Origin of the sequence: Paenibacillus sp. Soil750, from assembly GCF_001428045.1 — a bacterium.
In the GTDB taxonomy this organism is placed as follows: Bacteria; Bacillota; Bacilli; order Paenibacillales; family NBRC-103111; genus Paenibacillus_E; species Paenibacillus_E allorhizoplanae.
Map to the genome: position 1 here is coordinate 449,689 of NZ_LMSD01000034.1, position 12,627 is coordinate 462,315.

Below are 12,627 nucleotides of genomic sequence, written 5' to 3' on the forward strand. Positions count from 1 at the left end.
GTTCACAATGATTTGTAGATAGGAGAAATACATCATGTTTAGTGCCATCTTACAAGGAATTCTTTTATCAGCAGGTCTGATCTTGCCGTTAGGTGTTCAAAATGTATTTGTTTTTAATCAAGGTGTGACACAACCACGCTTAATTAGGGCGTTACCGGTCGTTCTTACAGCATCACTTTGTGATACGGCACTAATTACTTTGGCTATTTTAGGCATATCCGTCGTTATCGTTACGATACCTGCTATTAAGTTCGTGCTTTTCATATTAGGTATCCTGTTCCTTATCTATATGGGGATTGTGACTTGGAAAAGTAAACCTGCCGCCACGTCATCCGATGAAAAAGCGTTATCACCTAAGAAGCAGATCGCATTTGCTGCATCGGTTTCGCTTCTAAATCCTCATGCGATTTTGGATACGATTGGAGTCATAGGGACTAGTTCTATCCATTATGTTGGAAAAGAAAAATTGGTATTTGCAATTGCCTGTATACTCGTGTCATGGATTTGGTTTTTTGCTCTAGTCGTTGTGGGGAGACAGGTTGGGAAATTAGATAAATCGAACACATTTATGAATTATCTCAATAAAGCTTCAGCATTGATCATGTGGGTGACTGCCGTTTATTTAATTACGCAATTAGTCTAAACAACATAGGGCATGGCTGAAGAATTTATTCTTGATTTTCACAGTTATGTCGGACTATAATAAAGGGAATATTTGGTATGTGTAACTGGCGAAACGTAGATCACTACGGGGGAGCACATATTCCATAACAGCCGTTCGCCTGGGCAAAGTATTTGATCAATAGATCAAATACTTTTTTTATTTCGAGGAGGAGAATGGAATGGAACGAGCTAGAAATGTGGCAGTCCTCATTTATGAAAAGGTAGATTTATTGGATACGGCAGGTCCATTCGATGTGTTTGGGGTATCGAGTAATTGGGGCAAAGATTTCAAGGTTTATACGGTAGGCGAAAAGCAAAGTCCTGTGAACACAGTCAGCGGCCTTACGATTCAACCCAAATACAGCTTCGACAATTGCCCTTTGCCAGACATTTTGATTGTACCCGGTGGTTTAGGCTCACGCACTGAAATGAATAACGCAACGATTACATCATGGATTAACCAAACTGCTGCTAGTGCGGAAATCGTTCTATCAGTTTGCACAGGTGCGCTCTTATTGGCGAAGGCAAACATACTTGACGGTTTACGAGTGACGACCAATCGAAATGCATTTGATTTATTACGTGAAATTGCACCACCTAGTGCTGAGATTGTTGAAGATGTTCGATATGTGGATAATGGCAAAATCGTGATGTCCGCTGGGGTTACCGCGGGATTTGATGCTGTGCTTTACGTCGTTGCTAGGCTATTTGGCGAAAAAAGAGCTCTCGCAACCGCTGCTAAAATTGAGTATCATTGGCACAAAGATGAGAAAACAGCAGCGCAGCAACAAAACGATGTATTTAGTATTAGGAAAGCTCAAATAGAAGATTTAGATGACATTCAAAAATTGTTTGTTGAAGCAGCCCAATGGATTCAATTGTCAAAGGGATTCACACAGTGGAGAGAGGATTCGTTTACCAAAACCTATGTAACATCTTTCATTCATGATCAAGAAGTATTTGTCGCATGTCAGAACGGTGAGATAATTGGTTGTTTTTCCATCCAGTGGCAGTACGAAGAGATTTGGGGAGACTTGTTCCATGATGATGCTGGATACGTACACCGTTTAGTTGTCGCGCGAAAATATAAAGGGGAGGGTTTCGGCAGCAGGATATTAACTTGGTCAGAGGACTATATAAAGAACAAAGGTAAAGGCTGGTTGCGTTTAGATTGTATGGCAGATAACCCCACATTGAATGACTACTATCGTAGCCTTGGATTCCTTCATCGGGGGAGATTCGATGGTCGCGGTTGGGGCGCTAATTTATATGAACGAGAAATTGAATAAGCAAGGTAATCGTTTTTTAATAAGGCTGTCCTACAAGTAGAATTTTCTACTTTGAGGGCAGCTTTTACTTTCTGCACATGAGATACTCCATCAATGATCTGATAAATCAGTAAATCGTTCTATGAAATAGCGGATTTTGTTTCTTGAAGGGTTGAGTGGAAGTTCTTAGAATGAGAGGGGGCTTCCTCCGGTTTGTTCTCTTTCCAGATTCCTTTATGATAGACTAAGAAAATATTTGACAATGAACAGCTGAAGCGAGGGATATTCACGTGCCGTTACTAAACTGGTTTTCATCTTTAACTTACGATGTTCGAGCAAGATTCATCCGTCATTTCCGTGTTAAAGCAGCCAGAAGTAGTCGATCAAATCGTGAATCAACGTAAAATTGAAGAACGTTTTCGTTCGGTAACGAATAGTCTGTTCATCTCTAGTCCACCCGTTTTCTATACGATTGCTGATTTACTCGGTAATGTGTATACCTCATTCCCGCCAGCGCAGCGCTTAAATTATGAGTTGATACAGGCAAAGCCTTGGTTTAAGGGTGCTTTAACTGCTTCTGCGCCGTATCAATGGCAGTTGGAAAGTAATGAAGTGCTGTTTGATGTTAACAAAAGCCCGCAGCTAGTTGCCATTTCTACTCCTATAAGGGACGCAGATGGTACCATTCGAGCGATCATACACATCGCGGTGGATTACGAAAGCTGGTTTAAATCAGCTACTAACGGAAGTCCAAACTCCGATCAGTATTATTTGATTGATCAAAGAGGAATCGAGATCGTTCACTCTGGTGCAGAAAAGTCGACCATGGCATTGGATTCACCGATCATCGATCGATTGCTTGCAGACGGTTCCAGTAGTGGCTTTTTCATACATGGTAGTACGTTTATTAACTATACCGTTGTACCCTCTTTCCATGCCTATTTAATCAAAACAGTGCCATCGAATGTACTCTTTGCTGAGCTTCGATCGATTCAGAAAGCCTATATGGGCACACTTATTGTTTTCACAATCGCCTTCATGATGATCACGTTTCTTATCGCATCTGCGGTTACGCGTCCCCTTCGACTCATTCAAGCTAAAATGCTCGATGTCGTTCGTAAAGATTTGAAAGTAAGACTTCCTGATCAAAGATACGGCGGGGACATCCAGCCAATTGTACAAGCCTTCAATCAAATGATTGTCGATATGAACGGCCTCGTACAACGCTTAAAAGTTGAGGAACGGCAGAAGGAAGCTAGTCGATTCCAAATGCTGCTTTCGCAGATGAATCCTCATTTCTTGTTGAATACGTTGAACACAATTCGCTGGCTGGCTTTGGAAAAAGGGGACAACGCGATTCCGAAAATTTGTGTGTCGCTTGGAAGATTAACAGAGGCAGGATTGAAGCTCGATGTAGATCTCATTCATTTGGAACAAGAGTTAGAGCTCGTCCGAGGTTATGTCTATATCCAACAATTCCGATATGATCAGCAATTTCAAGTTGACTATGTGTATGCCGATGACTTGAAATACGCACTCGTACCGAAACTTAGCCTTCAACCGATCGTGGAAAATGCCATTTATCACGGAATATCGCAGATCCAAGAGAAAGGTCACATCTCGATTCATGTTTATACGAAAGAATCTCATCTTATCCTTGAGGTGGTCGATAATGGCATCGGTCTCGTAAACAGTGAAGGGGTGTCCAAAAAGGACCATAATGGTATCGCTTTACAAAATTTGAGAGAGCGTTTAGCCCTCCTTTTCAAGAAAGAAGCGAATCTTGCGTTCGTTCCGGTATCACAAGGTTGTATGGTTCGTATCCAGCTTCCTCTCCTTATGTCCACCCCTTACCAGAAAGGAAGTGATTCCCATGTGGACCGTTCTACTCGTTGAGGATGAGGTATTCGTTCGAAGAAAAGTGAGAGAAACGATGCCTTGGAAGGAAATGGGCTTCACCATCATTGGGGAAGCAGGTAATGGATTAGAGGCGATGGAGAAAATTCGTGAATGCCAACCTGACGTTGTCATCACAGATATTGTCATGCCGCTGATGAATGGTGTGGACTTGTTGAAACAAGCGCGGAAGGAAGGCTTCACAAGTCGTTTCGTCATGCTGACTGTTATGAGTGATTTCGAGAACGTTCAGCAAGCGCTGGAGTTCGGCGCGTCCAGTTATATGCTCAAGCTTTATATGGATCAAGAGACATTGGCAGAGACAATGAGTAAGGTGGAAAAAGAGCTTATCGACCGCAGAAGTGTCGAAATACGGGAAGCTGAAGCGCTGCTGCATAAACTGTGGAAGTTAATTCCCGGGGGAGCCGAGTACCCGGAAATAAAGGGAAGCGAGCTTGAGGTTCCTGGTGTTCATGGACGCAGTCTGAGTGTCATCGCGGTACAACACGGGCAACCAACCTACACACGAGATGATTTCTTCGCACTCCAATTAATAGATAACGATGTGGCATCCGCAGCTGTTTGGCATTTACTGACCATGGACGGTGTTAGCTACCTATTTATGTGGTTACCAACAAATTTGCAGTTCAACATGCCTTCAGAAAAAGCCTTGCCATTTAGCCTAATCTATACGGAATTAATCTCTGCTGCACAGCTCATGGATATGTGGAAAAGCGTTCAAATTGCATTGAATTTGGAATGGTACAATCCTACTTTCAGGGCGAAACTATGCACTTCTGCAGGCACACCTTTGCGTGAAATTGCTGATACGTGGGGGTTGGAGCATGAAATCTGGCACAACTTGGAGCAGCTAAGATGGGATGCCGTGGTTGGCGCTGTAAATGAGCTGTGGGGTAAATTCGAAGTTCAGCAAGCTCCGCAGCTGCAAGTGAAGCAAGCAGTCGCGAGAATTGCCCATTTGTGCGCGAGAATATCTCAACTCAGCACGGTTGACGAAGAGGCGATACTCGCATCCGACCATCATCGTCTTAAATTGGTGTTCATGGCTCGTTTGGAAGCGCATTTCAAACACTTGAGCGCTTCACGCATTCCTATATCTGATCATCCAGAGGTCAATAAGATCATCTCCTATTTACATGAACACTATGTGGAGGAAATTACCTTAGATACCTTAGCAAAGTTAGTTTGCATGGATGATAAATATGTTAGTGGTTTATTTAAGAAGAAACTTGGCGTCAGTATTATTCAATATTTGCATCAGATTCGAATTGAACATGCTCAAAGATTGCTGCGGGAAACGGATCGAACGATTAGTGAAATTGGTGAACGAGTCGGGTTCGCGAATGATAATTATTTCATTAAGATTTTTAAACGTTCGACAGGCGCGACACCTGCAAGCTACAGAAACCGAACATAAACCCTTTTCGCGTTTTTTCGACAATGTGACTTTTGTTCTATAGATTCATGGATTCTGTTTCTTATTCGCATTCGTAATGGGTGGTAAAGTAGGTACTGTAAGTAATCAATTGCAGGAGGTCAATCCAAATGACAAAGAGAAAGAACACAATGATGCTTGGTGCACTAGCTCTTACTTTAGGTCTTACAGCATGCGGGAATACTTCTGGTGACTCATCCTCCAGCAGCGCTAGTACGACTAGTCCTAGTACTACAGCAGCCTCTGGTAAAGTCGTAAAGTTGAAAATGTGGGGAGGCGTTCCGCCAGAATCCGGCCCTCAAGCTGTGGTTGACAATTGGAATGCGAAAAACCCAGACATTCAAGTGGAGTACGAACGTTATGTAAATGACGACGCAGGTAATTTGAAGTTAGATACGGCATTGCTCACGGGTCAAAGTGTTGATTTATTCGTGAACTATTCAGGCACAGCCTTAAAGAAGCGTGTGGATGCTGGTGTAGCGTTGGATATGAGCAGCTTTACCGATTATAACATTGAACAGAAGATGGGCTCGACGTCGAAGGATTGGCAAGTTAATGGTAAATATTACGGTATTCCAACCGTTAAGAGTACGTTCTTCGTGTGGTTTAACAAAGAGATACTTGATCAGGCGGGACTTAAAGTGCCAACGTCCTGGACATGGAAGGATATGCAGGACTATGCTACGAAATTGAAAGCCGATAAGCGCTTTGGACTAGTCCAGCATTTAGAGTCATTCCCAGATTCGTTGGATTCCGCATTGACTCACGATGGGTACACGAAAAAAGATGGCAGCTCAAATCTGGATAACCCATTGATGGGGACTTGGTTAGATACATTGAATACCATGATGAAGGACAAGAGTACGCCGATGCTTGGCGAACAGCTGACAACCAAGATGCCTGTAGAAACGATGTTTCTTAAAGGTGAGAGCGCCATGCTGAACGCAGGTTCCTGGATTTTCCGAAATTCAAATAACCTGAAGGATAATCCAAGGACGTTCAAAATTGCGTTCGCGCCTGTTCCGAGACTAGATAGTAATGAGCAAAATGGTATTGGTCGTGGTGGGTTAGGCGATTTCGTTTCGATTAACGCGAAGACGGCTAATAAAGATGCAGCATGGAAGTTCTTGAAATGGTATGCAGACGGAGGATTACTGCCACTTGCTTCTGGCGGACGAATTCCTGCTTCCAAAGATGCGAATGTTGAGGATGCTTTGAAGCTGTTATTAGGTGAAAATGAGAGTACTTATGATATTCCTTCTTTGAAATATGTACTGTTCGAGAACAAGACTCCTACGTTTACGCGTAACCTGCCTCAACAAGTCATGGACCTACGCAGGGAGGAATATGAGAAGTTTTTCTTAGGCAAGCAAGATACTGCAACAACTTTGGCGGCTATGGTAAAACGGCATAATGAATTTATGAAAACAACCAAATAATTAGAAAAGCAGGGGGAGTGGCTTCGGCTGGTTCCCCTGTATGCATACTAAGGGAGGTTATCGGATGTGAAGAAAAACTGGATGGCCAGACAAAGTTTAACCGGCTATTTATTTATTGCACCAAACATGCTGGGTGTTCTTCTCTTTTTTATTGTACCGGCAATTTTCTCTTTCGGCCTTATTTTCACTAATTATCAATTCGCCAATCCCAATTATCATTTCGTGGGCATTGATAACTTCAAACGACTAATCCATGACGATCTTTTCTATGTTTCTCTTCGAAATACGGGGTGGTATCTCCTGTCAGTACCCATTTCCATCATGTTTGCGTTTCTTGTAGCACTCGTATTGAATAAGCATGTGTATGCCAAAGGATTGCTTCGAGCCATGTATTTCCTACCTTACATTACAAGTGGTGTGGCTGTTGCTTTCGTATGGATGCTATTGTTTCAACCCTCAGAAGGCCCGATCAATCAACTGTTAAGAGCAATAGGCATGTCGAATCCACCGGGTTGGCTCTCAACAACCGAAACGTCCATGATGGCTATTGATATCATCTGGATTTGGTTCATGCTCGGCTATAATATGATTATTTATTTGGCGGCGTTACAAGAAATTTCCCCTGAGTTGCTTGAAGCTGCCAAAGTGGATGGCGCAAGCGGATGGGTCAAAATTAAATCCATCATTTTTCCTATTGTCAGCCCGACGACGTTCTTACTTCTCATTACTGGTCTAATTATGACCATCAAATCGTTTGGGTTGATCCAAGCCATTACACAGGGTGGTCCTGGGAACAGTACGACAATTTTATCTCTCTTCGTCTACAAAAATGCGTTCGGCTATTATGAAATGGGCTACGCATCTACGATATCCTGGGTATTGTTCTTAATTATCGCGGCGATTACATTCGTCCAATGGTTTGGGCAAAAGAAATGGGTTCATTATTAAGATATTTGAATCCGTATTGAAGATAGCCGATTCATCGGCGAATAATTGAGTAGGAGGTAACCTCTATGGCTACTGTGCAATCAGACATTAGGGCAAGTGCAAAAGCTCGAACCAAGAGGCGGTTTCCGCTCCCAACCCTAATCAAAGCAGGAACGACACTTATCATGTTTATCCTTGGTCTGGCTATGATTATGCCATTCATTTGGATGATCAGTACGTCTTTTAAATCGCCAGCTGAAGTATTTGAATACCCCATCCGCTGGATTCCGTCCCATTTTAATATGGAGCATCATATCCGAGTTTGGACAGGCAGCATGGGCTTTGCAACTTACTATATGAACTCCATTAAGGTAGCGGTAGTTTGTACAATTGGCGCGACGTTGCTCTCGTCCTTGGCTGCTTATAGTTTCGCCAGAATTACGTTCAAAGGTAGAGATACTTTGTTTCTAATCTACTTATCAATGATGATGATTCCACCTCAGGTATTGTTCGTTCCGAAATTCATTATGTTTGAATGGGTGGGTATTTATAATACACTTTGGGCACTTATTCTGCCTGGTATGATATCTATATTTGGTGTGTTTTTAATGAGACAATTCTTCATTCGTATTCCAGCCGAAATCTCAGAATCGGCTTTCATGGATGGAGCCGGTCATTATCGCATATTTCTTCAACTGATGCTTCCTTTAGCTAAACCTGCTATGGCAACGTTGGCGATCATCGATTTCTCTTGGCATTGGAACGATTATGAGAACGCACTCGTGTTTCTGACAGATCGCAAACTATATACGATTCCATTGGGTTTGCAGAATTTCATTATGGAATTTAATGTGGATTACAACGGAATGATGGCTGCGGCGAGTGCAGCTATTCTACCGATGATTCTCGTTTTTATGCTGGGTCAGAAGTTCATTATACAAGGGATTTCCAATACAGCTGTGAAAGGATAATTTCATAAAGTTGATGAAGGTCGATAAAGCCAGTAGACGCGTGATGCGTTTAACTGGCTTTTTGCCTACTATAAATTGACATCAATCGCTAGGGGAGATATGATTTTAATGGGTAACACGATGGAACAGGGGTGTGTAGAATCATGCAAAAGCAATTCAAAGTCGCAGCAGGCATCTCACTTGCAGGATATGTCGTCAGTCTCATTACGACTAATTTCTTACCGGAAGCCATTAATTTATTAGTACCAGCAACATTAACATTTGGAACTATTCTAGTCCTCCAACGTTCTTCCAAAGCCATTAAGGGAACAACGACTAATGTACCTATAAGCGAACCTGCTATGAATAAAACGATAGCACCGGTTTCCAATCCGACCAGCGATATAGAAATCCAAGCTGAGAATGATCCCTTCTGGGGACCGATTGCCGAGTATATTCATGTGATTGAAGAGACAATGATCTCGGAGGGGCAGAAGAATACCTTAGATGATGAAATTGTCGAAAAGACACTTAGTTTGCTCTCTAGGGTAGGTCGGTTAATTCCTCAATTAAAAGAGCTAAATGATGCAAATATGAATCATAACATACAAAGATTGATCTTTAAGGATTTAAATGGCGCGATTAATCCCTTTCTGAAGTTAGGCGGGGAAGCAAAACGATTGAATCGTCGTCTTCTTCTTACAGGAATCAAGGATATTAACTCTAAGCTCACCGACTATGTAGAAACAATTGAACAAAAAGACTTAATTGAATTGCAGACACGCATGGAATTAATTCAACAGCGGTATCGTTCAACAGACTAAGGAGGCATGGAAAACTTGACAACCCAATTGGTGCAATTAAAACCGACCGATTTGCAGAAAGTAGAGCAAGAAGCCAAACAATTACTCGACAAAGTTTCGTCGACCGATACGATGGAATTAGAAACCTTAATGGATTCGATTGGACGAATGGGATCCAAAACGATGGAACAAGCGGGACAATCTCTAGCGATGCTTGAACGCCCGGTGAATGAATTGATGTCGGGTAAACGCTCAGAGGTCCAAAACAACATTTTGAAGTTGCGCGGCGAAATTGATTCGTTGAGTAAAAGCAAGCAGCTTGGCTTTTTTGAGAAAATGATGAAGAAGACGCCACTTAAGAACTATATTTATAAGTATCAGTCCGTGAAAACAAATGTAAATGCCATTGTACAATCCCTTCGTAATGGGAAGGAAACGCTAGAAGAGAACATGGCGTATATGAAGACGCTGAAGAAAAATTCAATTGAGTCTGTCTATAATTTGCAAATGCGAATTGCGATGGGAGAAAACTTAAAGCAGCTTTTCGAAGTTGAAATAGCCAAGCCCGAGAATGAACATCGTAAAACACATCTGGAGAGAGGACTTCGTAAGGTAGTGACGCGGATTCAGTCTTTTCAAGAGATGGTGATCCTGTATCAACAAGCGATTGCAGGAACCGATATCATTAACGACAACAACGATAAGCTGATTGATGCCGTAGATGCGACGATTGACAAAACACAGAACCTGTTGACAGTCTCTGCCATGATTTCAATGGCCATTGAGGATCAGGTTCAGACAATTGAAGCCGTCAATTCTGCGAACTCGACATTGAATAAAATGTTTGAAGATAATTCGCGATTGTTGAAAGAAACGACGCAACGAACGAATGAGCTGCTTGGGAAACCAGGTTTGCAAATGGATTCGATTGAGCGAGGCATGACGGACTTATTCGCCGCGTTGGATTTATTTGAACAGTCAAATCGGACAATCATCCAATCAGCAACGGAGCACACGCAACGGCTTGGTAACATCAGCCAGCAAATGACGCAAAGGCTTGGCTTAACGCCTGGGAATAAAACGAATGCAGAAATAAAAGCGTCTGAGCTTAGCGGATTATTGGAATAAATTGGATAGGTTGACAGAGCTGCCAAGGATCTAATCTTTGGCGGCTTTTTTGTGCTTGCCTCATGCCGCTTAACCCATGCCATTTCGTTCTCCTGACATATGATAATCCATACGTTTGAATAATGGAGATGAGAGTAAATGTTTATGCAAATTAAAGAAGAGATTAGCAAGACACCTCAAATTGATGTGCTAATCCCAGCAATTGAGAAGGATCTGGGAACGCTCCCCCTAGTTATTGACGCTGTAAGGAAATATGTTAAGCATCCGATTGGTGAAATCATCATTGTGGCTCCGCGGAAACAACGAATACTCGATCTATGTGAGAGAAAAGGATGCCGATTCGTACATGAAGATACCGTTCTCCCTATCACGAAAAAGGACATCCATTATCAGTCCAAAACGTGGGATCGGACTGGATGGCTGTACCAACAGTTACTTAAATTGAACGGAGATACCCTCTGCACATCCAACTATTATATGGTCATTGATGCAGATACTGTGCTCATACGACCGCATGTTTTCAAAGTTGGTGATAAGACGGTGTTTTATTGTCGGAACTGGAGTCAGGGCGAATATTTCAATACGTATAGAAAGTTGATGGGTAGAAATCGATCAGCTCGATTGTCCTTCGTTACCCATTACATGCTGTTCGAGAGGTCTAAAGTCAAGCAGTTGAAACAAACCATTGAGTCCAAACATAAGGGTTCCTGGTATTCCGCCATTATGAAAAGTATGAATAAATCCAAACAGTTTGCCTTTTCGGAATTTGAAACGTATGGCAATTTTCTATATGCATCCGAGGCTCACAAGATGATTTTAAAGCCTGCAATGAATAAGAGCTTACATTTGAGCAATTCCCAAATTACACCTTCGAGGATGTCTTCCTTAGCTAAAAGGTACAGATCCATTTCTCTGCATAAACGCAAAGGATATGTTAAAACCCATAGGTTGGTGACCCAATGAAGCCCTATGTGGTTGTCTGGAAGGGACCTGTACACAAAGCGAGCGGTCTCGGTCATGCAAGTAGAACCTATGCTGCTTCTTTGAAACGGAAAGGCGTTCATGTAAGGCTAGGTAATTCTAGAGTTAGTAAAAGACCTTCCATGGGCAAAAGAGTGCTGATCTATCACGATGTTCCGAGCCATATGCAGTGGGAGAGTGCACGAAGTTTATATGATTCTATGATTCTCAATACCGTTTGGGAAACAAGTAAAACGCCAAATGAATGGCTTTCCCATATGAATAAATTTGATGCCGTATGTGTACCCACGCAACATAATAAGCGTGCACTTCTGAACAGCGGGGTTACCGTTCCCATTTACATTGTTCCTCATGGTGTAGATACGAAGGCCTTTCATCCGAACAATAAGAAGTTTGTATTGCCGCGTGCTGCCGGTAAGTTTACTTTCGTGTCTGTATTTGGCTTTCAGCACCGTAAGAACCCAGAAGGCTTATTGCGCGCGTACTGGGAAGAGTTTTCCTCCAATGATAACGTTATTCTTGTGATCAAAACGAATGGCTATGAACCTTATGAGACTGAAAAATGGATTCAGAATCAAATCTGGCAATACAAAAAGAGATTGGGTCTACACAAAGACACAGCCCCCGTTGTCATTATTGGAAGACGATTAAGCGAAAGGCAGATGAAAGGTCTATATACACTGGGAGATGCCTTCGTCCTTCCGACGCGAGGCGAGGGGGTAGGACTCCCCTTTCTGGAAGCATTGGCTAGTGGCATCCCTGTCATCACCACGGCCTGGGGCGGGCAAATGGATTTCCTTACGAACAATAACTCGTTTCTCATTCCCTATCAATTGAAGAACCCGTCCATTAGCATGAATAGTCGACATGCCATATCGCGCTCATTCAGCTACCTGTTTGCTGAGAAGGGACAGCTGTGGGCTGAACCTGATCATCATAGTTTACGAATGAATATGAGGAGAGCGTACGAGAATCCTGCACTATGTAAGCGTAAGGGAAGTCAGGGGAGATTAGATGTCCTTCCTTTGACGTGGTCTCGTGCAGGGATGCTGTTGAAGCATGCGGTAGAGAAAGTCATTCAATCCAAGAAATAAGGGTGAAGCGTGATGTCTCCCA

11 protein-coding genes and 1 riboswitch are annotated in these 12,627 nt (G+C 42.6%); all 11 genes read left to right on the plus strand.

Translation table 11 applies throughout. The features are described 5' to 3' along the window. Positions 1-34 precede the first annotated feature (34 nt). Positions 35-643 carry a LysE/ArgO family amino acid transporter gene (locus ASL11_RS26695; protein ID WP_056621580.1) on the plus strand — a complete coding sequence of 203 codons (609 nt, stop codon included), beginning with the start codon at positions 35-37 and terminating at the stop codon, positions 641-643. A 71-nt stretch (positions 644-714) separates the two neighbouring features. Beyond that, positions 715-795, plus strand: a riboswitch (ZMP/ZTP riboswitch). 47 nt (positions 796-842) lie between these two features. Next, the gene (locus ASL11_RS37020) at positions 843-1,952 is read left to right on the plus strand and encodes a GNAT family N-acetyltransferase (RefSeq protein ID WP_063795691.1); all 1,110 of its coding nucleotides are present in this window, start codon (positions 843-845) and stop codon (positions 1,950-1,952) included. Positions 1,953-2,258: 306 nt separating this feature from the next. After that, on the plus strand, positions 2,259-3,827 hold the full coding sequence (locus ASL11_RS26705; RefSeq protein ID WP_056621582.1) for a cache domain-containing sensor histidine kinase: 1,569 nt from the start codon (positions 2,259-2,261) through the stop codon (positions 3,825-3,827). Continuing rightward, the gene (locus tag ASL11_RS37025) at positions 3,805-5,265 is read left to right on the plus strand and encodes a helix-turn-helix domain-containing protein (RefSeq protein WP_056621584.1); all 1,461 of its coding nucleotides are present in this window, start codon (positions 3,805-3,807) and stop codon (positions 5,263-5,265) included. The genes ASL11_RS26705 and ASL11_RS37025 overlap by 23 nt, the downstream gene beginning before the upstream one ends. Positions 5,266-5,393: 128 nt before the next feature. Then, complete coding sequence (locus ASL11_RS26715) at positions 5,394-6,722, plus strand: ABC transporter substrate-binding protein (RefSeq protein ID WP_056621585.1); 1,329 nt, start codon at positions 5,394-5,396, stop codon at positions 6,720-6,722. A 66-nt stretch (positions 6,723-6,788) separates the two neighbouring features. Then, a complete protein-coding gene (locus tag ASL11_RS26720; protein WP_056621587.1) occupies positions 6,789-7,670 on the plus strand; it encodes a carbohydrate ABC transporter permease in 882 nt (293 codons plus the stop codon). 164 nt (positions 7,671-7,834) lie between these two features. Next, positions 7,835-8,620, plus strand: coding sequence for a carbohydrate ABC transporter permease (locus tag ASL11_RS26725; protein WP_056621886.1), 786 nt, complete (start codon positions 7,835-7,837; stop codon positions 8,618-8,620). A gap of 143 nt (positions 8,621-8,763) precedes the next feature. Beyond that, positions 8,764-9,423: a hypothetical protein gene (locus tag ASL11_RS26730; RefSeq protein ID WP_056621588.1), complete on the plus strand. Its 660-nt coding sequence runs from the start codon at positions 8,764-8,766 to the stop codon at positions 9,421-9,423. A 6-nt stretch (positions 9,424-9,429) separates the two neighbouring features. Continuing rightward, entirely contained in the window at positions 9,430-10,530 is a 1,101-nt protein-coding gene (locus tag ASL11_RS26735; RefSeq protein WP_056621589.1) for a toxic anion resistance protein, read from the plus strand. Positions 10,531-10,668: 138 nt separating this feature from the next. Beyond that, entirely contained in the window at positions 10,669-11,493 is an 825-nt protein-coding gene (locus tag ASL11_RS26740; RefSeq protein WP_056621590.1) for a DUF6492 family protein, read from the plus strand. After that, positions 11,490-12,605 (plus strand): glycosyltransferase family 4 protein, encoded by a 1,116-nt coding sequence (locus ASL11_RS26745; protein WP_056621591.1) that lies wholly within the window; start codon positions 11,490-11,492, stop codon positions 12,603-12,605. Before ASL11_RS26740 ends, ASL11_RS26745 begins: the two co-directional genes overlap by 4 nt. The last annotated feature ends 22 nt before the right edge of the window (positions 12,606-12,627 follow it).